This is a genomic window from Pseudomonas sp. UM16 (assembly GCF_050312595.1).
Classification (GTDB): domain Bacteria; phylum Pseudomonadota; class Gammaproteobacteria; order Pseudomonadales; family Pseudomonadaceae; genus Aquipseudomonas.
Genome location: NZ_JBNPJT010000001.1, coordinates 180,779 through 203,050, shown reverse-complemented (window position 1 = coordinate 203,050; position 22,272 = coordinate 180,779). Strand labels below are relative to the sequence as shown.

Annotated in this window: 26 protein-coding genes, 2 tRNA genes and 1 pseudogene; 18 read left to right on the top strand and 11 right to left on the bottom strand. The window is 57.0% G+C overall.

The window, feature by feature from the left end:
- Positions 1-4: 4 nt before the first annotated feature.
- On the bottom strand, positions 5-1,939 hold the full coding sequence (locus ACQRAX_RS00950; RefSeq protein ID WP_412037618.1) for a DNA topoisomerase III: 1,935 nt from the start codon (positions 1,937-1,939) through the stop codon (positions 5-7).
- A gap of 131 nt (positions 1,940-2,070) precedes the next feature.
- Positions 2,071-2,727 carry a DNA oxidative demethylase AlkB gene (alkB, locus tag ACQRAX_RS00945; RefSeq protein WP_412037619.1) on the bottom strand — a complete coding sequence of 219 codons (657 nt, stop codon included), beginning with the start codon at positions 2,725-2,727 and terminating at the stop codon, positions 2,071-2,073.
- A gap of 306 nt (positions 2,728-3,033) precedes the next feature.
- Here alkB and ACQRAX_RS00940 point away from each other — a divergent pair.
- The 3 genes from ACQRAX_RS00940 to ACQRAX_RS00930 all read left to right on the top strand — a co-directional run bounded on the left by ACQRAX_RS00940 (position 3,034) and on the right by ACQRAX_RS00930 (position 3,982).
- Positions 3,034-3,107: transfer RNA gene (locus tag ACQRAX_RS00940), tRNA-Cys, on the top strand.
- Between the two features lie 313 nt (positions 3,108-3,420).
- Positions 3,421-3,678 (top strand): hypothetical protein, encoded by a 258-nt coding sequence (locus ACQRAX_RS00935; protein WP_412037620.1) that lies wholly within the window; start codon positions 3,421-3,423, stop codon positions 3,676-3,678.
- A gap of 103 nt (positions 3,679-3,781) precedes the next feature.
- Positions 3,782-3,982 carry a hypothetical protein gene (locus ACQRAX_RS00930; protein ID WP_412037621.1) on the top strand — a complete coding sequence of 67 codons (201 nt, stop codon included), beginning with the start codon at positions 3,782-3,784 and terminating at the stop codon, positions 3,980-3,982.
- Between the two features lie 880 nt (positions 3,983-4,862).
- Here the strand turns inward: ACQRAX_RS00930 and ACQRAX_RS00925 are convergent.
- Both ACQRAX_RS00925 and ACQRAX_RS00920 read right to left on the bottom strand, forming a co-directional pair.
- Complete coding sequence (locus ACQRAX_RS00925; RefSeq protein ID WP_412037622.1) at positions 4,863-5,168, bottom strand: hypothetical protein; 306 nt, start codon at positions 5,166-5,168, stop codon at positions 4,863-4,865.
- 768 nt (positions 5,169-5,936) lie between these two features.
- On the bottom strand, positions 5,937-7,730 hold the full coding sequence (locus ACQRAX_RS00920; protein ID WP_412037623.1) for an alpha/beta fold hydrolase: 1,794 nt from the start codon (positions 7,728-7,730) through the stop codon (positions 5,937-5,939).
- Positions 7,731-8,209: 479 nt separating this feature from the next.
- Here ACQRAX_RS00920 and ACQRAX_RS00915 point away from each other — a divergent pair, with 479 nt between their 5' ends.
- The 9 genes and pseudogenes from ACQRAX_RS00915 (at position 8,210) to ACQRAX_RS00875 (ending at position 14,583) form a co-directional block, all read left to right on the top strand.
- Complete coding sequence (locus tag ACQRAX_RS00915) at positions 8,210-9,391, top strand: LssY C-terminal domain-containing protein (RefSeq protein WP_412037624.1); 1,182 nt, start codon at positions 8,210-8,212, stop codon at positions 9,389-9,391.
- 80 nt (positions 9,392-9,471) lie between these two features.
- Positions 9,472-10,668, top strand: coding sequence for an LssY C-terminal domain-containing protein (locus tag ACQRAX_RS00910; RefSeq protein ID WP_412037625.1), 1,197 nt, complete (start codon positions 9,472-9,474; stop codon positions 10,666-10,668).
- Complete coding sequence (locus ACQRAX_RS00905) at positions 10,655-11,806, top strand: hypothetical protein (RefSeq protein ID WP_412037626.1); 1,152 nt, start codon at positions 10,655-10,657, stop codon at positions 11,804-11,806. The genes ACQRAX_RS00910 and ACQRAX_RS00905 overlap by 14 nt, the downstream gene beginning before the upstream one ends.
- Before the next feature lie 334 nt (positions 11,807-12,140).
- Positions 12,141-12,206, top strand: a pseudogene (locus tag ACQRAX_RS00900) (termination factor Rho); the annotation flags it as partial.
- A 207-nt stretch (positions 12,207-12,413) separates the two neighbouring features.
- Positions 12,414-12,731: a hypothetical protein gene (locus ACQRAX_RS00895; protein ID WP_412037627.1), complete on the top strand. Its 318-nt coding sequence runs from the start codon at positions 12,414-12,416 to the stop codon at positions 12,729-12,731.
- A 231-nt stretch (positions 12,732-12,962) separates the two neighbouring features.
- On the top strand, positions 12,963-13,271 hold the full coding sequence (locus ACQRAX_RS00890; protein ID WP_412037628.1) for a hypothetical protein: 309 nt from the start codon (positions 12,963-12,965) through the stop codon (positions 13,269-13,271).
- Positions 13,272-13,411: 140 nt separating this feature from the next.
- Positions 13,412-13,714 carry a hypothetical protein gene (locus ACQRAX_RS00885; RefSeq protein WP_412037629.1) on the top strand — a complete coding sequence of 101 codons (303 nt, stop codon included), beginning with the start codon at positions 13,412-13,414 and terminating at the stop codon, positions 13,712-13,714.
- Positions 13,715-13,928: 214 nt separating this feature from the next.
- Entirely contained in the window at positions 13,929-14,285 is a 357-nt protein-coding gene (locus ACQRAX_RS00880; RefSeq protein WP_412037630.1) for a hypothetical protein, read from the top strand.
- 97 nt (positions 14,286-14,382) lie between these two features.
- A complete protein-coding gene (locus ACQRAX_RS00875) occupies positions 14,383-14,583 on the top strand; it encodes a hypothetical protein (RefSeq protein ID WP_412037631.1) in 201 nt (66 codons plus the stop codon).
- A 121-nt stretch (positions 14,584-14,704) separates the two neighbouring features.
- Here the strand turns inward: ACQRAX_RS00875 and osmE are convergent, their stop codons facing one another.
- Positions 14,705-15,067: an osmotically-inducible lipoprotein OsmE gene (osmE, locus tag ACQRAX_RS00870; RefSeq protein WP_412037632.1), complete on the bottom strand. Its 363-nt coding sequence runs from the start codon at positions 15,065-15,067 to the stop codon at positions 14,705-14,707.
- 101 nt (positions 15,068-15,168) lie between these two features.
- Between osmE and ACQRAX_RS00865 the strand changes: the two genes are divergently transcribed.
- The gene (locus tag ACQRAX_RS00865) at positions 15,169-15,636 is read left to right on the top strand and encodes an anti-virulence regulator CigR family protein (RefSeq protein ID WP_412037633.1); all 468 of its coding nucleotides are present in this window, start codon (positions 15,169-15,171) and stop codon (positions 15,634-15,636) included.
- A gap of 81 nt (positions 15,637-15,717) precedes the next feature.
- Here the strand turns inward: ACQRAX_RS00865 and ACQRAX_RS00860 are convergent, their stop codons facing one another.
- Positions 15,718-16,302, bottom strand: a complete 585-nt coding sequence (locus ACQRAX_RS00860; RefSeq protein WP_412037634.1) for a hypothetical protein — start codon at positions 16,300-16,302, stop codon at positions 15,718-15,720.
- Between the two features lie 427 nt (positions 16,303-16,729).
- A complete protein-coding gene (locus ACQRAX_RS00855) occupies positions 16,730-16,969 on the bottom strand; it encodes a hypothetical protein (RefSeq protein WP_412037635.1) in 240 nt (79 codons plus the stop codon).
- Between the two features lie 285 nt (positions 16,970-17,254).
- On the opposite strand from ACQRAX_RS00855, the gene ACQRAX_RS00850 reads away from it, so the two are divergent.
- The gene (locus ACQRAX_RS00850; RefSeq protein ID WP_412037636.1) at positions 17,255-17,452 is read left to right on the top strand and encodes a hypothetical protein; all 198 of its coding nucleotides are present in this window, start codon (positions 17,255-17,257) and stop codon (positions 17,450-17,452) included.
- A gap of 31 nt (positions 17,453-17,483) precedes the next feature.
- On the opposite strand, the gene ACQRAX_RS00845 is transcribed toward ACQRAX_RS00850, so the two are convergent.
- Complete coding sequence (locus ACQRAX_RS00845; protein ID WP_412037637.1) at positions 17,484-17,726, bottom strand: hypothetical protein; 243 nt, start codon at positions 17,724-17,726, stop codon at positions 17,484-17,486.
- A gap of 85 nt (positions 17,727-17,811) precedes the next feature.
- Between ACQRAX_RS00845 and ACQRAX_RS00840 the strand changes: the two genes are divergently transcribed.
- Positions 17,812-17,997 carry a hypothetical protein gene (locus ACQRAX_RS00840; RefSeq protein ID WP_412037638.1) on the top strand — a complete coding sequence of 62 codons (186 nt, stop codon included), beginning with the start codon at positions 17,812-17,814 and terminating at the stop codon, positions 17,995-17,997.
- Between the two features lie 16 nt (positions 17,998-18,013).
- Here ACQRAX_RS00840 and ACQRAX_RS00835 read toward each other — a convergent pair whose 3' ends face one another.
- Complete coding sequence (locus ACQRAX_RS00835; protein ID WP_412037639.1) at positions 18,014-18,427, bottom strand: DoxX family protein; 414 nt, start codon at positions 18,425-18,427, stop codon at positions 18,014-18,016.
- Between the two features lie 117 nt (positions 18,428-18,544).
- A tRNA-Leu gene (locus ACQRAX_RS00830) sits at positions 18,545-18,629 on the bottom strand.
- A gap of 249 nt (positions 18,630-18,878) precedes the next feature.
- Between ACQRAX_RS00830 and ACQRAX_RS00825 the strand changes: the two genes are divergently transcribed.
- Genes ACQRAX_RS00825 through ACQRAX_RS00815 form a run of 3 tightly spaced genes read left to right on the top strand, consistent with a single transcriptional unit; the run spans position 18,879 to position 21,879 of the window.
- Entirely contained in the window at positions 18,879-20,033 is a 1,155-nt protein-coding gene (locus ACQRAX_RS00825; RefSeq protein ID WP_412037640.1) for a two-component system sensor histidine kinase NtrB, read from the top strand.
- A 12-nt stretch (positions 20,034-20,045) separates the two neighbouring features.
- On the top strand, positions 20,046-21,491 hold the full coding sequence (locus tag ACQRAX_RS00820) for an ATPase domain-containing protein (protein WP_412037825.1): 1,446 nt from the start codon (positions 20,046-20,048) through the stop codon (positions 21,489-21,491).
- 19 nt (positions 21,492-21,510) lie between these two features.
- Positions 21,511-21,879 carry a response regulator gene (locus ACQRAX_RS00815; RefSeq protein ID WP_412037641.1) on the top strand — a complete coding sequence of 123 codons (369 nt, stop codon included), beginning with the start codon at positions 21,511-21,513 and terminating at the stop codon, positions 21,877-21,879.
- A gap of 73 nt (positions 21,880-21,952) precedes the next feature.
- Here ACQRAX_RS00815 and csrA read toward each other — a convergent pair whose 3' ends face one another.
- On the bottom strand, positions 21,953-22,153 hold the full coding sequence (csrA, locus tag ACQRAX_RS00810) for a carbon storage regulator CsrA (RefSeq protein ID WP_045183867.1): 201 nt from the start codon (positions 22,151-22,153) through the stop codon (positions 21,953-21,955).
- Positions 22,154-22,272 lie beyond the last annotated feature (119 nt).

The following is a 22,272-nucleotide window of genomic DNA, read 5'->3' as shown; positions in this document are numbered from 1 at the left end:
GCTCCTACAAAGCCCGCGGCTTACGGGGTGATTTTCCCGCAGGTGCACTGCGCTTGCGTTTCTTCTTCCATGGCCTGCCGCCATGTCCGGCCGGGGTTGCCGGACCACTGATGGTCAAGCTCATCCCGGCACAGCGCTGCACTTGCTTGCTCATCCATGCCGACTGTTTAGCGACAAATTCCTCCAGGCTCATCTCGCCACTCTGAACCATGTCCAAGGCCTGTTCCCAGATTGCCGTGGTGCCCGGATCGGCAATCGCGCGGGGTACTGCATCAATCAAACTGAAAGCCGCCGGCGTGGCACTCAGTGCCTTGCCTTGCTTAACCAGGTAACCACGGTCCAGAAGGCCTTGAATGATCCCGGCACGGGTGGCCTCGGTGCCGATACCGGTGGTGTCTTTGAGCTTCTGTTTGAGGCGTGGGTCGTCGACCAGCTTGGCGACGTTTTTCATGGCCTTGATCAAATCGCCTTCGGTAAAGGGTTTGGGTGGTTGCGTCCACAGGTCCTTGAGCTTGACCTCGGCCACAGCGCAGTCCTGATCTTGCTGCAAGGGTGGCAGGACTTGGGCGGCGGGAGCCTCACGGCCTTTGGCCGGAGTGAGGGCTTCAGGCAGGGCGCGACGCCAGCCCGGTTCGACGATTTGTTTGCCGACCGCACGCAAGGCCTGGCCTGCGCAGTCGAAGTCGGCCTGGGTGCGATCGTACTCGTGGTTGGGCAGAAACTGCGCCAGGTAACGGGCGCGTATTAGGGTGTAGACCGCCTTGTATTTGGGCGGCAGGCGCGCAGGGTCGCTGGCCGCTGCAGTGGGAATGATGCCGTGGTGGGCACTGACCTTAGCGTCGTTCCAGGCGCGTGACCGGCGTTGCGCCTGCAGGTAGTTGTGCAGTGGGGCAAGGCTGACGTCGGCGCGTTGCAGCGCGGCAAGAATTGACGCTGCCTCGGCGTGCTGGCTCAGGGGCAAGTAGCCGCAGTCGCTGCGCGGGTAGGTGATCAGCTTATGGGTTTCATACAGCGCCTGGGCGATGTCGAGGGTTTCCTGCGCGCCGAGGCCGAGCTTTTTCGAGCACAGCTCCTGCAAGGTGCCGAGGTCGAAGGGCAGGGGGGCGGCCTCGCGTACGCGCTCGGTGGCCACCTTCATCACGCGCGCGCTGGTGGCATTGCCGATGGCGGTGGCGGCTTGTTGGGCCAGGGCCTGATTGAGGCAGCGACCCTGATCATCGCAGGTGTCTTCGGCGGCACGCCATTGGGCGCTGAAGCGCGTTCCGGCACTGTCGAGCACGACATCGATGGCCCAAAATGCCACGGGCACGAAGTCGGCAATACTACGGTCGCGGTCCACCACTAAACGCAGGGTTGGGGTTTGCACGCGGCCCACCGGCAGCACACCTTGATAACCGGATTGGCGCCCGAGCAGGGTGAACAACCGGCTCATGTTCATGCCTATCAGCCAGTCGGCGCGCGAGCGGCCCAAGGCCGAATGGTACAAGCTGAAGGTTTCACTGCCCGGTTTGAGCGCGGCCAAGGCTTTGCGAATCGAAGCGTCGTCCAGGGCTGACAGCCACAGACGGCGGATCGGCCCGCGGTAACGACAGTGCTCGACCAGTTCACGGGCGATCATCTCACCCTCGCGGTCGGCGTCGGTGGCGATCACCAGTTCCCGGGCCTCGCCGAGCAGGCGCTTGACTGCCTTGAACTGACTGGCGGTTTTTGGCTTGACCAGCATCTTCCACTGGATGGGGATGATCGGCAGGTCGGCCAGCGCCCAGCGTTTGTAGCGGGCGTCATAGCTGTCGGGCGGTGCGGTTTCGAGCAGGTGGCCGATGCACCAGGTAACGGTGACGTCAGTGCCCACCCAGCAGCCATCGCCGCGGCGGTTGGCGCCGAGGACCTTGGCGATATCCTTGGCCTGGGAAGGCTTTTCGCAGAGAAACAGGCGCATGCCGGCTGAGTGTCGTTCTGTGGCTGAAGTGAGCCATAGCATGCGCAGGATCGTCAGGGCTGGCAAGTTTTATCTGTATGCATATACAGTTATGTCGATTTAATGCGCTATCCAGGTCAGAGGGATCGGAATCATCCTGCCTTGCGCAGCGTCAAGTTGATCCGCAGCTCGCCCAACAACGGATGTGAGCCCGGCTTGAGCGGCAGAACCCCGTGAAAGCGAAGACGGTCTTCACCGCCCCAGACCAGCACATCGCCATGGCGCAGACCGATGCGCTGGGTGGGCGCGTTGCGGGCATGCCCACCCAACAGAAACACCGCAGGCAAACCAAGCGATATCGACACAATCGGTTGATCGAAATCCCGTTCGTCGCGGTCCTGATGCAGGCTCAGCCGATTGCCGGGGCGATAACAGTTGACCAGGCAGGCATCTGCGTGGAAGTCGCTGAACCCGGCGAGGCTCGCCGCGCGGTTGGCCAGGCCCAGCAATACTTCAGGCAATGCCGGCCAGGGCTGGTTACTCAGCGGATCGACCGCACTGTAGCGATAGCCGTGACGGTCACTGACCCAACCCAGTGCGCCGCAGTTGGTTAGCCCAACCGCCATCTTCAAGCCGCCAGGCGTGAACATATGGCGTAAGGGGGCCTGGGCGATGATTTGACGCAGTACTGGCAGCAACGCCTGTACTTGCTGCAGGGCAAACCCTGGCAACACCACCGCCTGCGTGCCAACCCACTGTGGTTGCAGTGGATCGTGGGGATTGAATAAGTCCAGCTCGGTTTGCATCATCGGCGCCAGTTCATGCAGCAGGCAGGGGATATTTCTGTATCATAAGGCGCTTTGACGGGCCTGCGTCACCCTGAACCTTGCTCGCGCACCCCGGTATCACGGCACCTCAAACCCGCCGACAGAAAAAAATAAACTTTTTGAATTCAAGGGGTTGCCAGCTCAAGCGAATGAGTCCATAATTGCCTCCATCGAAAACGGGGCGGCTGAAAAGCCTGCGTTTTCAAGGGGATAGCGGTTTTAGTGAGTTGTTTCCTTAAAGAGTTGTATGTGTTTGAGATCGCTATTTTAAGGGTCTTGGGCATTTGAGGCCGAGTAGCAAAGTGGTTATGCTCCGGATTGCAAATCCGTCTACGCCGGTTCGATTCCGACCTCGGCCTCCATTATTGAAAGCCCCGCAGATTAACGTCTGCGGGGTTTTTCTTTGGGCGCTCGAAAAGCCGATCATTTCCGCATCTTTTGGACCCATTTCCGTAACTGTGACCTATTTGGTCGGGCTACCACCTCGTCGACGCACCGATAAACGTCGTGGGTGATCTTCTCTTTCGAGTGCCCGAGCAACCTACTGGTATGTCGGTGCTTCCCAGGCTGCGCTCAATGCCTATGTGCGGTGTGGCGAGATCGGTTTTCTGTGGGCATGGGGACACCTACTCAGTATCAGTTACAGTTGATGTTTTGGTCATGAGATCATTGGTGATGTTTGAGGGATTCAAGACGCACAGCTACACGCTCTATGCAGGCCTTTGGCCCGCTGCATCTGCAGTTGGCCCGATACAGTCGGACGGCACTGTGCTTGATGACCTGACAGTACAGCGCTTTCAAATTATCGATAACGGTCTGTACTCGATGAGCGGCGAGCTCGTCGGGCCAATCTATCGAGTCGCAGAGGAGTTGGTGATTCCTGATGGCGCCAACAATTGCCTTTACTCGATACGGCTCGATAGCGACCAGTGATCCGAGCGGCTCGCAGAAGCGCTTCGATCACTCGCTGGCGGGCCAGCGGAGTGCCTACGCAAGGTATCGTGGGGTTATGGATTGATTGCTAAAGGAGGCTGGAATGCTGTGGTTCGGAACTGAAAAGGCCAGGTTCAAGCTTCAACGGCGCATCATGGGCGTCGTTGTTTTCATAGCCATTTTCTTCTTGGCTATGCAGATCGAATCCTATCTATCGGGGTGCGGTACTTCTGGCGATGTGCTCGACGGCCTTATCCTCACAAGCTTTGCTGGAGGCATGTTCTACCTCGCAGGCAAATGGTGAGCACTCGCTGCCCTCCGTGCGGGAGGTGTTTCGGCGATTCGATCTGGTCGCCTTCGTCCTGGTCAGGATTGCCAAGGATCGACTTGACGCCCTCGTCGTTGAATCTGCGCGCCACCTTTTCGCTAAGTAGGATCTAGTGGCGCTGGTACTTCGTGAAAGATCAAAGCTCTTCGTCGGTCATCAGGTCCATCTTCATGATGGCGACCTGAAGCAATTCGCTGGTGACCGACATTTGAGCCCGCTCGTTGACCCGATTCAGGGCCTCTTGGATACCTGGCCGAACCTTGTGTCGAAGCTCCTTTTCTCCAGCAGCCTTTTTCTTCTTGGCGGATCTCTCGTTCCGCTCCTGTGGCGTCACCAGCCTGGGTGATGCAGGAACCGTCGAACTCAGTCGAGAAACTGGACAAGCTGTTCTTGGTTTACGCAGAGACCTCATCGCCGACCAAGCAGCCCTGAGGGCGGCGCAGACGTATATCAGGGATGTCTGCCAGCGACCCTAGGAGACTCGGTTTTCGCTTTGTCTTTTTTCGGCCAACTCTTTTTGACGGTTCTTCTTATCCAATCGGTAGCCCCACCAGAGTGTGGCGATACCGAAAATAACCAGCAGTGCTATTTGATATATGGGCACTATTTTCTCCTTAAAAAAATTAGACACGCAGAAGGATTTGGCTGCGTCGTGCAAAGTTTTCCCGAAGCGCTCAAGTGCGTGAGGAGTGAGCGGCGATTTGAGGGTGGCTATTGATCAGGGCCTAAAAAAAATAAAGGCCTGCGAGCAGGCCTGTGGTGGCCTGCTGCAATAACGTTCAGGAGTGGTGAGAGCAATAGTAATTTTTCTGGTTTTTTTTAGGTTTTAGGTTATTGCTCTCTTTAGATCGCTTTATTATTTTTCAGATGCACTTCGGCAGCTCTCGCAGCGCCATCCTTTATAAGGCTCGGATTTCTCAAGAGCTGTAACCAATTCACGACCGCCTATAATATTTTGGCAGTTGTTATGTTTTTCATTTGGTTTTTTAACACCCTCGCATTTTTTTTGCAGGAAGGGGCTTACCACTGCCTGTTGCTTTGACGAAAGCGCTCTAAATCCCTTGTCAACGGCTAGCTGGGCGTAGCTTTGTACGCTCGGCTTTTCACCTTGAAATGCGTTCTGCGCGATAAGGGCCGAGAAAATCTCTCGCTCGATAGTCATTCGTTAATCCTTTATTCAACCAACAAGTTTGCTCATGTTGTTTCTTGTGCTGAGCAATGCGAAAGCATACGTTACCATTGGGTGGGGCTTTAATGAACTGGGTTTCCATCCAGCTATAAAAGGCAAGGTTTCTCATTCTTGGTCAGTCAATGTTGGTTTCTTGATGTTTAGAGTATTTCAAGATGCCTTTGTTACAATTTATTTCTTATTCTATGAGGCGGAGAAGTTTTACGTTGCATTTTAATGGGGGTAGTGCGCCGAGCGAAATCTCCTGTATTTCGCGATAAATTTAAGGGCGGCTATATTTTTTATGAGCTTCTATTTTATAAGAGATGCGCTGTGCTAATAGTTCTACTTGATGATCTGCTCAGCCTGTCCCAGGTTGATCACCACCAGCTTCTCGATGCTCTTCCGTGCCCGGGATAGGTCATGCTGCGCTGTCGTCTTCGATGATCACGGTGTCACCCACCAATACTGTTTTTATATACAGCAAGTGCGTCGGTCAGCTCTGGCTAGCGCAAGGTGACGAGCTGTAGGGAGAGGGTGATTGTGTTCAGTCCGACTATGCCGGTTCGATTCCGACCTCGGCCTCCATTGTTGAAAGCCCCGCAGATTAACGTCTGCGGGGGTTTTTCTTTGCGGGTCGCAAAAGCGGGGAGTCCCAATACTCCCGTTATTTTGAGGACCTCACACAGTCATAGGCTTGTTCGTCGACCCGCTTTCGACCCACGGGTAGCGTGGGATCAGCTCGACGAAGAAATGACAGTCTCAACGCTCCATGACATAAGTGCCAGGTGCGGGGCAGAGGGGTGGATACTTGCGCGAGCCGAGCTTTTTCGGTGCCGGCAGGCTGTCGCCTGAGCGCTGCCCGATCCATTCGCGCCAATGCGGCCACCAACTGCCTTGCTGGCGCTCCCCGGCGTTCTGAAGCCAGGTTTCCGGCGCCTCGGCGGTGGCAGGCGCCGCGTAGTAGAACGACTTGGGGTTGCCCGGCGGGTTCACCAGGCTCTGCAGATGGCCGGCGTTGGACAGCACGTAGGTGGTGTCCTCGCCAAACAGTCGGGCGGTGCCGTAGCAGCCTTGCCAGGGGGTGATGTGGTCGGTAGTGCCGCCAACCACATAGGCGCCCACCTTCACTTGGGTCATGTCAATCGACTCGCCAGCAATCTCCAGGGTGCCCGGGTTGCTGTAGGGGTTCTGCTGAATCAGGTCGAGGTAGTCCGCGTGCAGTTGGGCGGGTAGCCGCGTGGTGTCGTTGTTCCAGGCCAGGATGTCGAAGGCCGGCGGCTTATTGCCCAGCAGGTAGTTGTTGACCCAGTAGTTCCAGATCAGGTCGTTGGGCCGCATCCAGGCGAACATGCTGGCCATGCCTTGGCCGCTCAGCACGCCCTTGCGCCGGGAGCTGGCCTTGGCTGCGCGCAAGGCAGACGGGGTGGTAAACAACCCTAAAGTAGTGTCGTCCAGCGCCGAAGGCATGTCGAGCACGCACACGGCCCAGCAGGTGTTGGCCACCTTATGGCCTTCGCCACGGGCCGCCAGCCAACCCAGGTAGGCCGCCAGGGTAATGCCGCCAGAGCAGGAGCCCCACATGTTCACATCCGGGCTTGCGGTGATCCTGCGCGCCACGTCCACAGCCTGGTCGAGGCACAGCGCATAATGGGACAAGCCCCAGTCGCGATGCTCGCGGGTGGGATTGCGCCAACTGATGACAAAGAGGTTCACGCCACTGTCCTGGATCCACTTGATCAGGCTTTTCTCTGGCGACAGGTCGATGGCGTAGTATTTGTTGATTTGCGGCGGCGACATGACCAAGGGTCGGCTATAGACCTTCTCGGTGCTGGGCGCGAACTGCAGCAGCTCGAACATCTCGTTGCGAAACACCACTTTGCCCTTAGCCGTGGCGATGTTTTCCCCAACTATGAACGGCGTGCTGTCGACCTGTCTCGGTAGCCCGCGGTTGTTCAGCATATCCTCGCCGAATTGGCGCACGCCCCTGGCCAGGCTCATGCCACCGGTGTCCACCAGCTTGCGCAGCGCCGCCGGGTTGGTCAGCGGTGAGTTGCTCGGTGCCATTGCATCGGCCAAGAGCGCTGCGACGAACCGGGCTCGGCTCTTTTCCAGCGGGGCAAGGTCGGTGGATTCGATGAAGCGGCTTAGCTCACTTTGGCCGGCCAGGTAGCTTTGCAGCAGTGCGCGCAGGAAGGCGTTGGATTGCCAGGCCGGATCGGCGAAGCGCTTGTCCTTAGGCTCCGGCGCGATGCAGGAGTTGCCACCGACGATGCCGCGCAGCGCCTTCAGGTAGCTACCCAGATGAGCGCCAGCTTTGAGCGGCGACTTACCCACCGCCTTGAGCAGGTAGCCAGCCGAGCTGGCCAGGTCTGCCGGGCGCACGCTGACTAGCGGATTGCCGGCAAGGGTCTGGTTGGCAGCCGTGCCGATCAGCTCTTGTTGCTGGAGATTGCCCGAGAGATCGCCATCCTTGCGGGCGCGACGCTTTCGGCCGGTCGCCTGGGGGTGTTTGCTGGGCGTTGCAGTCTCGCTCGTTCGGGTGGATTTGCTCATGGCGGCTCTCGTGTTTCCGGGCGTTGCGTCCGGTTGTATTGTTTGGCACCGACTCTAGGGCAGCAGCGGTTGCGGCCACCTCTCATCGCACGACAGCGAATTTTCATTTCATGACAAGGGAGTCGTGGGCCGACGAACTGAAGGAGTTGCCTGAGGGACTGTCAGCGGCCATTTGAAGGGGAGGCGGCCTGCTATCAATAGTTTCGACTATTCTGCCATGGCGGCGTGACTCACCCTGAAAAGCCTCCGCGATTCCCTGGGCGGTTCATACTGAAAAGCTGCGACGTAGAAACTAATGTTCGTAGTACTCACAGATTACGTAGGCAGGCCAGCGAAGATTGGTAAAGCTCAGTTGATGAGGTTACGTGATGCATCGCATGGTGAGACACGTTATCGCAGCAACGGCTATCGCAGCCGCGCTCGCCGGCTGCGCCTCCGAGCCTTCGCCAACGACGAGCCTAGACTATAAGAGCCGCGCCGTGACCCGCAGCGATGGCGGCTTGCGCGTGTCGACCGCCGTACTGTCGGCCGTAGAAAGCGAGGCGGTCTACGGCGTGCCTCTGGCGAATAGATCGATACAGCCAGTCTGGGTCGAAGTCAAAAACCATGAAGACCGCGCCTATTATCTGCTTTCGCCGGGCCTCGATCCAAATTTCTTCCCCGCATCCGAGGCGGCCGAAGCATTTTTCTCGGACCTCCCGCAGGACAAGCGAACGGCGCTTGACCGGCACTTTCGTCGGCTGGCCTTGCGCAACCCTGTCGCACCTGGCGCGACAACCTCGGGCTTTGTGTTGACCAATCTCGATGAGGGATTCAAGTTCGTTAACCTCGATCTGGTGGCAGACGGGCGGTCGAGGCATTTCTCTGTCCTGGCGATCGTGCCGGGCCTTCGCACCGATTACCACATCAGCGAAGTGTTCAGGCAGGGCATCTATCCGCCCGAAGACATTGTGAATTACACGGACGACGCCAGTTTCCAGGCAGCGCTGGAGGCGCTGCCGTGCTGCGTCACCAACGAGGAGGGTTCCAGGAACGGTGATCCGCTGAACCTGGTGATCGTCGGCGGCCTCGATGACGCCTTCCCCGCATTCGCACGTCGCGGCTGGCGTGGAACTGAGGAAAAGTGGTCGGGGTCGATCATGAAAATGGTTAATTCGGCGCTTGCTGGTGAGCGCTATCCCTATGCGCCGGTGAGCGATCTCTATCTGTTCGGGCGAGCTCAGGACCTTGCCTTGCAAAAAGCGCGTGACAACGTTCACCAACGCAATCACCTGAGGCTGTGGCTGAGCCCGATGCAATATCACAGCAAGAAGGTGTGGGTCGGACAGATCAGCCGTGATATCGGCAGCCGGCTAACCCTGCATTCTGCGACGCTGACGACGCACAAGATCGATCCTGACGTCGACGAAGCGCGCAGTGCGCTGACACAGGATATGGCGTATTCGGTGACGCTGGCCAAGTTCGGATTTGTGAAGGGCGTGGGGGGCGCGCCCAAGAGTGCGCCGCGCGAGAACCTGACGACCGATCCTTACTATACGGATGGGCTGCGTTGTGTCCTGGTGTTCGATCACACGCACACCTCCCTGGCGGAGATCGAATTCTTTCTTTCGAAGGGCATCTACGAGAATGCCGAACAGTCACCGCGGAGGGTCGATCCATGAGCCGCTTGCCGTCAGCACCACGCGCCAGGGGTACGCTGCGATGTGCAATGCGCTGCTTGTGCACCATCAGTTGTGCAGCGATGCTTGCGCTCGCCGTTGCTTGTACGACCTGGCAGGCGCCTGCCGAGTTCAATACCTTCGGATTGCGTGAGCGTGCGCAGACGGCCACCCGGCACGAGATACGGGTCAGTGCCGCCGTGCTCAGTGCCGAAGACAGGCGGCGCATGCTGGGGGTAGAACTGGACAGAACGCGCGTGCAGCCGGTGTGGGTCGAAGTCCAGAACCAGAGTGCCGAACCGCTTCTGTTGCTGCGGCCGGGAACCGATCCCGATTATTTCTCGCCACTCGAAGTTGCCTGGTCCATGCACGGGACATTCGCTCCGGCAGCGAATGCGCGTATCAATGCACACTTGGACCAACTGGGGTTCAAGAATCCCGTCATGCCAGGCGAAACGAAAGAGGGCCTGCTGTTCATCAACCCGGAGCGCGTTACGCGGCTGCTGAATATCGATTTGCTGCAGAGAAAGACATTGATCCCGTTCTCCCTCTTCTTGCGGGTGCCGGACGATGCTGGGGAAAAATGGTTTGCCGAAGGCTTGTTCCAGCATCACGGTTCCGAGATCAAGGACTATGACGACTTGGCCGCATTGCGTTCCGCGTTGGAGCGCCTTCCCTGTTGCGCCACTGACGCGAACGGCAGGGCGAACGGCGATCCGTTCAATGCGATTCTGGTCGGCGAGTTCGCCGATATCGCCACCGCATTCGTGCGTCGCGGCTACCGGCGTGCCGAGCACCCCGCGGATGCGGCCGAACGCGTGTTCGGCCGCATGCCCGATGCCGTGGTTCGCAAGCAAGCGCAAGCCGGAGCGCCGGCGACTTGGGTGCGTGTGTGGATTACGCCGATGCGCTTCGACGGCCACTCCGTCTATCTTGCGCAGGTCGCCAGACCGATCGGCGGACGCTTTGCTCCGCGCGAGTCGGACAACCTGGTGTTGCATGAGGACGTCGATGAGGCGAGAAATCTCCTGATCCAGGACATGATGTATTCGGCTGGCCTGGACAAGCTCGGGTTCGTCACCGGCGTCGGTCCCGCGCCTGAGGCACAATCGCGAACGACGTTCAGCGGCGGCCATTACTTCAGCGACGGTCTGCGTGCGGTCATGTTCTTTGCGACGCGACCGCTCAGCTTGTCGCAGGTGCAGATAATCGATTGGGAACCGTACCTGGGCGGGCGCGAATCGCCTGCACGCAAGGAGGTCGACGATGCTCACAAGTGACCTGTTCGGCAGGCCGGATGATTCGGCTGACCGTTTGTGCGGTGCCCACCCATTGTTGTGCAGCGCTGGCATGGCATGGCTGATGATCGCTGCCTGCTTTGCGCTCACCGCCTGCACACCCGCGCCGCTGATTGCCTACTCGACGGACACACCGCCGCTTGTGTTGGTGCCTGCGTCGCAGGCCGGCGTGCAGGACCAGCGGGCGCGCTTTCGCGAGATTTTTTGCTCGATCCTCGACGCGCGAAAAAGCGACCTGCCCGATTACCGCCCTTGCGAGGAGGCACTGACGCGCGTCGGTAGCGAACCGGGTGGCACCGGCAAGTCCGTGGATCTCGGTCAATCTAAACGCCGTCTGATCGGCGCTGTGGTGGCCGGTGTCGGCTACGAATGCTTCGAGCAATGGCTTCAAGCGCCCGGTAGCGTAGCGATTCATCTGCGCCAGTACGGTTATGACCTGGTGCAGATCAAGGTCGACGCCTTATCGAGCTCCGCAAACAACGCTCGGCAAATACGTGACGCGATCATGGCGATGCCAGCCGAAGCCGGGCCGCCGCGCCTGGTCCTGATCGGCTATTCGAAAGGCGCCCCCGACATTCTCGAAGCGATGGTCGCTTACCCGCAAATCCGCAGTCGCGTGGCTGCAGTAGTCAGCGCAGCCGGCTCGGTCGGCGGCTCGGCGCTGGCCAACGATGCCGAGCAATACCAGGCGGACCTGTTGCGGAACTTTCCCGGTGCGACCTGCGATTCGGGCGACGGTGGCGCGATCAACAGCCTGCGCCCGGCAACGCGCAAGCGCTGGCTGGCGCAGAATCGGCTGCCGTCGGAGCTGAACTACTATTCGCTGGTTACCTTCCCGCAGCCGGATCACATCTCGGACGTGCTGAAATCGAGTTACAACAAGCTGGCGAGCATCGATGCCCGTAACGACAGCCAAGTGATCTTCTACGATCAGATTGTGCCTGGCAGTAGCCTGATGGGCTTTATCAACGCCGATCATTGGGCATTGGCAGTGCCGATCGCCCGAACGCATTCGACCATCGCTTCACTATGGGTGACACAGAATGCCTATCCGCGCGAGGCGTTGGCGGAGGCGATGCTGCGCTTCGTCGAAGAGGATCTGGCGGCATCTTCGCGCTGATCCGCTTGCTCATGAATCGGCGCTGTGCAGATCCCCGATCAGTCTCAGGCAATCTTCATGCTGACTGGCCGGGCTAGGCACGTATTTCTTGTAACTTTCAGATTTGTCCTAAAGATACTGGGCGAATTCTCAGTTAGTTTGTATTCGCTCGTCCTGCTCACGGGTTCTTTACCCACGCATGGATTGCAGGGCCTACGAGTCGGGCGAGCAGCTCCAATCGATCGATGAGGGCTGGCCACCCCAAAGGCGTTCCTCAACTGACAGATGCCGTCCATCCAATTGAGGGCACTCCCGCAATAGTCATGCTTCAAAGGTGAAAACACCGAGAAACCTCATGCCCAGAGGTAGCAAAGACAAGTACACCGACAAGCAAAAACGCAAAGCCGAGCACATCGCTCAACCATGACCAAGGCGCAATTGATCGAAGCGCTACGCAAGCATCATTAATGCCGCTCGCCACTTTTCCGACCTGAACAGGTTGCTCGTGCAAGCACGGCGATATCACCGCAGCACCATCCACTGATTGGCTGGTTGCGAGATAGTGGCAATTTGGTTTGGGATGAACTATTACCCAATAACCACCATCGTGCCGAAATGAGGTGCTGCAATGAATAATCCGATAGTTGACCACGGTTGGGCAAAGATCTCTGAAACCGGCAGTTCCGCCCTGGCAGCGGCGAAAGCAAAGCTTTCAGTCGTTGAGGCGATAGAGGAGAGAATATCTCAATCGGAAGGTATCGAGGCTGCGAACAACATCCTCGCTCAAGGTGCCATCAAGCAAGCGTTAAAGCGATGTATTGAATTTCACGAAGGCGCGCCAGGGCTCACCATCCTTGACCTCTACATCAACTACGGATTTGCAACTCAAAAGGCGTTGGCCGCTGAAAGGGCGATCGAATTGGAGCTCGATGACATCGAATTTTGATCGCTTTCCAGGGCGATTATGTGCTGATGTGTGAAGTGGTTTTCGCAGAGAGCCTGAGCATGGGCCGGATGAGCCGACGCCGCTCTCTGATGACAGGCGTTAATGCCAAAAGCCCGGCCGTTGCGCCGGGTTTTTAATTGCCTGCCATTCGTCCATTGCATGGCACTCTTGTTACCACAGTGCCTCTCACGTTAAGCACGGATATTCCGTGGGACAGAACGGAGAGCCAGCATGAACATTGACGAAAATGCCCCGGCTAAGATCTTCCGGGACGGTGTTGGAGGAAAAACGGATAACCAGACAGGCCATGGCTCAACGCCCGATGTTCCTGAAGTTCCGTTACCTGCGGATGATGAAGCACCGGTAGAAGAAGAGTTGTCCGATGTCGATGCCAATAACTCGGTATCAAGTGAACTTCCACCGACTGGCAGTACCAGTCGTGCGAGTGATCCGGACGTAGACCCACAACTCAACGATCAGGGTGAGGATGCCAAGGAGCCCCGCGGTGTCCCTGCGAGCGATCCTGAGTCCGGCGCCTGAAGTTTTAGCAGGGAGCTGCTGTGGAGGGAGGGGCCGGTTGTCCGATTCCGCCCCAAAACCGGCGATAGGCAGTTGCGTGTCGCCTGACTTTAGCTATGGTGGCTTTTACACATATAAGACTAAAGTCGTAGGAGGGCGGCATGAGAATTCGCGGTGAAGTTTTTTGGAGTTGGGCTGACCCGGCTCTGCAGCATAGGTCCCATGATGAAACACTCGACGACGGCAAGCTCATCGACGTTCAGGTGCGGCTGTCACGTACTGGCAGCACGCAAATGTTTATCGGTATTTACGCGCCATCCGGTATGGCCTTGCATGAAGAAGCCCACATTTCCCGACCCGGCGAGTCGATGACCCGGGCGTTGGCCTGGGGGGTAGGGCTGGCTCGTAGGCTCGCCATCTCAGGTGCTCCGCAAGCCAAGCAGCGTATTGCCAGTGAAGCCTGATTGGACGGCTGTTCAGTAATCGCAGGTGAGCGGCGAATGTGATTGGCTACTTATATATAGAAAATAAATATTCGGTGAGCATTATTTTGATTGTTCGTTAACGTTATATGTGCTTCCAAATTTGCAATGGTGGCTAAGGGCAATTATTTAAATTGGTTTTTGGAACCGGTAAGTTAACAACTCAATTTAATCTAAGCCCGTCCGAGTCCTACGCATGCCTAAAGCTTCAGTCCTTCTCCTTACTTGTGCATTTGCGATCGATTCAGCCTCAGCGCAAGGGTCAGTCGAGGAGGCGAAAGGGGCGAAAATTCTCGCTGCCGGCAAGATTGAGGAATACGCCTGCCCGGGACTTGGGATGTACGATTGTTCTGGGTGGCCAGAGAACCTCTACCGCTTCGTCGATCAGGACATATGCTTCACGTCCAAGGAGTCCTGTAGCCTCGACTGTGACGCTGTGTTGATCGACAAAGAAGGGCAGCAGTCGCTTTTGTTGGTCGGCGTGAGATACGCAGACAATATTTCGCCGACCTCCGGGCAGGCTGAAAAATGCCCGGCAGATTTCACGCAATAATCAGGGACGATGATCTGCCCTGATCCAGCGGATGGCATTTTCTGCGCCAATGGGGTATTACAAGGAACCGGCATTGGGTCGGGTCAAGGAGGTCGTTGTGAGCTTGAATCAAGCGCAAGTCGATGCGGTAGAACACCTTCTTATGGCTTTCCTGAAACGCTCGGAAAATGCCCAGGTTGTGGCCAAAGTGTACGAGGATGCGTATTCCTCAATCATGGGTAGCGATGGGCCCACAGGCACAGCGGAAAAGATGGCCTCCCTTGAATACTTGAATCAACTCCGATTGCAAATCAAATAGTCAGTATGCCTGAGCTTGCGCGCCACACTTATCTATAGCGTGATGGTGTGGTGCGACAGTTCCAGCATTTGCAAAGCCGCTTGGTATCCTGCGCCTCCCGTCAAGGCTTTTCGTACAGAGCCTAATACCCCGCACCGCCGATCCCACCCATATTGCTCGGTGGCTCCCTGGCCTGCTCCTGGGCACGACTCCACTGTGCGCAACTCATAAAGCTCTTGTGATCCACTGTCCCGTTGCTATCGAAGCTGACGTTGTAAGCTTGCTGATGGCCGGGCTTGGTGAGGATATAGTCAAAGCAAGTACCGGGTACTACGGTACGCGCTGTGACGGATAGGGGCATGCCGCCGATACGCTGGACCTGCTCCTTGCTCATGCCGGTTTCAACCTTTGCCACCAATGGCAGGTCGCGATAGATGTCTGAATCAGTAGTACAGCCACTGGCTGCTGATAGCATGGCGATCAGCGCTAAAATAGGTTTGTTCATGGCAGTGCTCCCGCAAGTGAGCGTCATTGAGACTCTCATAGGGATGTCACTTAAATTAAAGTCGAGTGCGGCAGGTCGCGCCAATAGCTGAGAGGGCGAAGATGTTCAGAACCAGATTGTTATTAGCGATACTCACAAGCGTGGTGTTCACGGCGAGTTCCGCTATGGCCTTGGCCGATCCGGGTAATGGTAATAGCCAAGGGCACGGCAAGGGCGATGGACAAAAAAACCAAAACCACAGCAATCCAGGTGGCTCAGGTAAAGGGAAGAGTGATGATCGCAGCGACTGGGATCATGGCCCTTCGATTGACCGAGGTGGTGTCCTGAGCGTGTTGAACAGCTACCACGACTATTGGAGCCCCGGTTCTGCATTGCCGCCAGGCATTCAGAAAAACCTGGCGCGTGGGAAGCCGCTACCACCAGGCATTGCCAAAAAGCTGGATGGAAGATTACTCGGCCGGCTTCCGCATTACGATGGCTATGAATGGCAGCAGGCAGGAACAGATCTGATCCTGGTCGCTATCGCCACAGGTATCATCTACGAAGTGCTCAACGGTGCTCTCGATTAGTGATAGCCGCGCTAGCAGGAGATACCGACCTGCACTTTTAGTCGAATTCCCGTTCACGCTTGCGCGTTGAACGGGCCGGATTCAGATTTTCGATACGTCCGAAGCAGGTACTTGCTCGGCATCCTGCACATTGCTGATCGACATCGGCGTATTGGTCAGCATCACACTGTAGACGCCCAGGTCCTCATTGTTACGCTGAGATTCGATGGACAATTTTTCGCCGGTCCATCCAAGCACTTCGTTATCGAAGGTGGCGCCTGATCTGGTTTTCACCAGATTGGTTTTGCTGTGTGAGGGTGGCCCGAAATCAGTGCGTAGCATTTCGGCAACCAATGCGCTGCTGTTCGCAGGCCCAGTGAACACCAGCTTATCGATTCGGCCATTGGAGAGCTGCGCAACCAGTTGGTAACCGAGCAGGACACGACGGGATTCAGCGCCCAGAATCAGGTAGTGATCAGGGGTCTCGGTGGCCACGCGGCAGAGCGTTTCCGGTCGGCTCACGTCAGCCGGGCATTCGTCGACATCGTTAAGAAAGTCGCCGTGCAGATCAACACCCATGAAGGATGTTGGCTCTTGCGGCCAGCTGGTGTTGACTTGGCTTACATCGGCAGCCAATGCGCTGGATGGAATCAAGATGCCTGCCAATACGAGTTTGAGCATGTTCATTGCGTCTTCCTTGATTGAACCGTACCCAATGTATGAGGTTCGCCGAGGATGGAGGTTGTATTCAAAGTCGGTCTTTTCGACGGTCTTTGTCCGCTTCTGTCTGGGCAGCGGCCGGGAATTATATGACAAGATCACAGCAATTTTCCTACAAAGACAAAAGAACATTGTTGTTCTTTGCGGCACACCGCTTCGTGCAAGGCAGGCTGCGCCTGCACTGCGAAAAAAGGACGTCGCGTCGGGGTTATTGGGTTTAACGGTAACTGAGAATCAATTGCATTTTGCTGCGAGATTATACACAGCATTTGCTGATCGTCTCGCGAATATTCCTACAGCGTAGAACTCCTGGTGGTCAGCCGATCAGGCGGCGCAAGCTGAACCCGTTGCCACCAATCAAGCATCCGTTGCTGGGTGGCAATGGGCGCAATGGTTAGGTCTGCATCAGATAGGCCGGGCCTTGCACCGGACTTTCGTCGTGCTCTGCATTCATTCGGGCACAGTGTTTGATGGCTTCTTCTTTTTCCAGGTAGCTAGGTTTGAGTCTTCCTTTTTCCTGGTTGTCATAGATGTCGAAGCCACCTGACACGGTTGTGGCGTAGTAGCGGGTGCCAGTGCGGAAGGATTCCTGCTCTATTGGCACCGCCGGAACGATAACGAATCTTGGTTGCATTTTTTGTGCCTCCCCAGGCAGACAACTAACTATTAGTCATCCAATCAACGGCCTGCAACAAAGCGTTGAAGCAGGCGACCAGAGGTAGATGATTACTGCTCCAGCACAGATGTTTTGTGTGGTCAGGCATGCGCAAACCTGATCTGAGTGAGTCGGGAAGCCACGCCCGGTCGTCGCAATGATAATGCAAACAATTCTCAAATTCCTCGCTCTCGTGTAATCTCGCCGCCGCTTGGGCGGCAACCCGTAATTGCTGCCTGTAATCAGAGTGAGTTGGGAATGGAGATGGATGACAAGAAAGGGGCTGTTGCGATTGTGCAATGGCGTACCCGTTTTCTCGGCGATGAGGTGCTACAGGAAGCTGATTACGATCAGGCATTGATGGCCGCTGAGCGCTTGGAGCGGTCTGGATCGGTCAGTGCCAGTGAATGGCTGGACATGGTGCGCCAAGCGAATGCTGCTTTGCTTCGCCAGCAGTACTAAGGGCGTTTGTCATCAGCGCAAGGCGCTGTGTTCAGGACAGCGCCCATACCAGCAGGGACGCTAGCATGGCCAGCAGAGTGCCCAGTATCGCGCAGTATTCGATTCTGGAGTGCCGCGCGTGCAGGCGTACATCCTCCAGGTACTGGGCTTGAATGGGCGCATAGGGGTATTGGCGCAGGTCCTCGCTCAGGCCTTGCAGGCGTGCGCCGATAATCGCCCCCACGGTATAAAACGTCACGACATAGCTGGCGAGGAAGATCAGCAAGTATTTCATGGTCGCTCCCTGGCGTTGACGGTTCGAGGCCCCTGGCTTATACAAGCGTCCCAATTTTCCCAAAGTGCTACTGCAGGAACTGACGATGAGCGATGACCTGGATATTCACGAACCTGAACACGATCACCTGCTTGATCATGAGTTCGATGAAATCGATCCGGCACTTCAAGATGAAGCAGACCCCTTGTTCGACCCCCAGGATGACGAAGACGCCGACGCCCTGGATGAGATGGACTGGGACGAAGGCGTCGACCCGTTGGATGACCTGTAAGCAGGTGTCGCCTGGTTTATCGTCCATCCACCGAGAACTTGCCGGCGCCTGTCACTGACAGCAACAGCAACCCGCCGCAAATGCTCAAATTCTTGAAAAACTGCACACTGTTGGCCGCGCGTGCCGGATCAACCATATTCCAGAAGGGGTGCCCGATCACGGCAGTGCCGATCACGAACAAGGCGAACAGGAACGCTAGCGGGCGGGTGTAGAAACCCAGGATCAGCAGAATGGCGACGAAGAACTCCATGATCACCGCGACCCCGGCTGCAACCATGGGCATGGGCGCACCCAGGGATTCCAGGTAGCCGACAGTGCCGTCGAATCCAGTCATTTTGCTCCAGCCAGACATGACGAACAGAATCATCAAGACAATACGCGCCAGCAGGATGATCACGTCTCGCTGGTTGTCGAACAGGGTATAGCGCATGGCCGCCTTCCTTTGTGATAGGGCCATTTCACCTTAGCAGTTGATTCTCGTCTTTGCCCTGGAGAGGGTAAATCGTGGGCAACAAAAAGGCGCCTCGAAAGGCGCCTTTTCAGAAGATGGTGCGAGTGGCGGGACTCGAACCCGCAAGGCTCACGCCGGCAGATTTTAAGTCTGCTGTGTATACCAATTCCACCACACTCGCACAGGTTTGAAAGGGTCTGGCGACCGGGGCGTGCTATTGGATCGAAGCCCTGGAGGAAAAAGCATTTCCTCCGCAATCAAGCGAGCTTTATAACTCATCGTTATATTTGAGTCAACCGTCGGCGAGGGTCTGGACCGGGCCTCTCTGAGGCGAAGTCGCAGTACTTCAAACAGAAATGCCATGCGTTGGAATTGCCCGCGGAGTTGGCTGTCTATGCTTGAATACGTCTGCGTTTTGCGTGGAGCAGCTATGAGTTCTTCTGATCGCTCGGATTTGCACACTATGCAGGCCAGTCGTTATGAACAACTGGTGCAGGCGGTGGTGGACTATGCCATCTACATGCTCGACCCAGAGGGTTATGTGGTGTCCTGGAATGCGGGCGCCCAGCGGATCAAGGGTTGGCGCGCCGATGAGGTCATTGGTCAGCATTTCTCGGTGTTTTTCACCGACGAAGATCGCGCCGAAGGCCGGCCGACGTTCCTGCTCCAGCGTGCCTTGAATACCGGTGTTGCCCAGGACGAAGGCTGGCGTGTGCGCAAAGATGGCACGCGCTTCTGGGCCCTGGCGGCGCTGGATGTGATTCGCACACCGGCGGGTGAAATCATTGGCTTGGCCAAGATCACCCGTGACATTACTGATCGGCGCGAGGCTGCTCAGCAATTGGATGCCATGCGTGCGCAATTATTTCAGGCGCAGAAACTCGAAGCCCTGGGCCAGTTGACCGGTGGCATGGCTCACGACTTCAACAACGTGCTGACCATCATTATCGGCTCGGCGAAGTTGGCCCTGAACAGCAAAGACCCGCAGCGTAGTCAACGCCTGCTTGAGCATATTCTCGATGCTGGCGAACGCGGCACGCAAATGACCCAGCAGTTGCTCAGTTTTGCCCGGCACAAGGCGTTGAAGCAGGGGCGGGTTCAACTGTCGACGTTGATTGAGTCGATTCGCATGCTGCTGGCCCATGCCTTGCCCCAAGGCGTCGAACTGCAAGTGCAGCTGGAAGAGGGGCTGCAAGATTTAGGTGTCGATGGTGGGCAGTTGCAGATGGTCTTGCTCAACTTGATTCTCAACGCCCGCGATGCCGTCGAGAACGAGGGCGTGATTCGCCTGCAGGGCAGTAACTGCCTGCTTGACGGTGAAGTCGATGATTTACACGGTGCATTTGTGCGCCTGGACGTCAGCGATGACGGTCGAGGCATAGAACCCAGCGTGTTGCCGCGGATCTTCGAACCTTTTTTCACCACCAAGGCTTTTGGTCAGGGAACTGGATTGGGGTTGAGTCAGGTCTATGGCTTTACCAGGCAAAGTAACGGAGCGGTGTGTGTGGCCAGTGTGCCGGGTGAAGGCACGTGCATGACCTTGTACTTGCCGGTATTCACGCCGGTGATCACGCTCTTGGACTGAATAGGTGCGCGTATCGTGGAACAGCTCAAACGCCTCGCCAGTGGAATCGAAGGGCTGGATGCACTGCTCAAAGGAGGGTTTATCGTCGGCGCCTCTTATATCGTTCAGGGGCGGCCTGGTTCGGGGAAGACCATCCTGGCCAATCAACTGGCGTTCAATCATGTCGATGATGGCGGGCGGGTACTGGTTGCCACCTTATTGAGCGAATCGCACGAACGCTTGTTCCAGTACTTGTCGACCTTGAGCTTTTTTGACCCGAGTCTGGTGGGCAAGCAAATCCAGTTTGTGAGCGCCTTCGATACCCTGGAGAGCGAAGGGCTGGACCAGGTGGTCAAGCTGTTGCGCGGCGAAATCAGTCGACACCATGCAACGCTGTTGATCGTCGACGGTTTGCTGACCGCCAGGTCACGGGCTGAAACGCCGTTGGATATCAAAAAGTTCATTGCCGAGCTGCAGGGGCACGCGGCGTTCGCTGGCTGCACGGTGTTGTTTTTGACCAGTTCACGGCTGGACGACGGCAGCCCCGAGCACACCATGGTCGACGGCGTCATCGAGCTGAGTGAGGCATTGGTTGGCAGCCGCTCGGTGCGCAGTATCCAGCTGCGCAAAACCCGTGGCAGTGGCGCCTTGTCCGGCTTGCATGAATGCGAAATCACTGAGGACGGCTTGCAGGTGTATCCGCGCCTGGAGTCGCTGTACAGCCAGCCCAGTGACATGGGCGGCGGTGAGCTTGGCCGGGTCAGTAGCGGCGTCAAGGTCCTCGATGAATTGCTTGGCGGCGGCTTGCCCGGTGGCTCGATGACCTTGGTGATCGGACCGTCAGGGATCGGCAAGACCTCCCTGGGGGTGAGCTTTCTGGCAGCAGCCACTGCGAGGGAGCCTGCGTTGCATTTTGGTTTCTACGAAACGCCTCAGCGTTTGCGTTTGAAGGCCAGTGCTCTGGGCTACGATTTTGCCGCCATGGAACGCAGCGGCGCGTTGCATATCGCCTGGCAGCCGACCACCGAAGGGGTGCTGGATGATGTCGGCGCGCGGTTGTTGCGCCAGGTGCAGAAGCACGGAAGTCGGCGGGTGTTGATTGACAGCCTGGGCGCGTTCACTCGCCTGGCCACCAACCCAGCACGGCTCAACGAGTTCTTTCGGGCCTTGACCAGTGAATTGCGTGCGCGTGACGTCAGTGTCATGGCGACCTGGGAAATGCGCGATATTTTTGGTTCGGAAATCAATGCACCAGCGCCAGGCCTGTCGAGCATTGTCGATAACTTGCTGTTGATGCGGTTTGTCGAGTTGGATTCGGAGCTCAAGCGTCTGCTGTCAATTCTCAAAGTGCGCGACAGCCGCTACGACCCGGCGCTGCTGGAACTGATCATCAGTGATCACGGCATCGATCTGCAAAAAGCCTTCACCCAGGCCACCGCCGTGCTGTCAGGCACCCCGGCGCCGGTGGCGGGCACATGAACCGGCAGGCCAGACGGCCATGAGGAGAATTCTGGTTGTCGACGACGAGTACCTCATCGCCAATATCCTCGGCTACGCCCTAGAGGATGAAGGTTACGTGGTGGAGACGGCCAGCAATGGGCAAAAGGCGTTGGATATCCTCAAGGACAAGCAAGTGGATCTGGTGATCACTGACTATATGATGCCGCTGTTGAACGGGGAGGAACTGGCAAAAAACATACGCGATCAACTGCGGTTATCGCTGCCGTTGATTTTGATGAGCGGTGCCCAAGCTCACGAGGGGCGGGACAATCCTGACTTGTTCGTGGCGGTGTTCGACAAACCCTTCGATATCACCACGATGATCGCCAAGGTCAAGGAATTGGTCGGCGCGCCCGAGTCGTCGTAAGGCCATTGCGGCCCGCCACCTGGGCTGACGTAATCAGGGTCAAGCGCATCCGTGCGGCTTGAATCAGCAGGCTTTACTCGTGATGAGTGTCTCCTTTATCCGGTGCCGGGCTGCCGGCTTGAATGCGCTTGAAAATCTCCTCGCGGTGCACCTGGACATCTTTAGGTGCATCGATACCGATCCTCACTTGCATACCTTTGACGCCCAGAATGGTGACTTTGATGTCATCGTTGATGACGATGCTTTCGCCAACCTTGCGGGTGAGTATCAGCATGTATATCTCCTTGGTAACGTAAGTTGCTTTGCAGGCCGCGCCCGCACAAGCCGGAAACCCGCGGAACGGGTTCCTCTTTTCCTTCATTAAAGACGCTTTCGGTGGATATTAATTCCCCC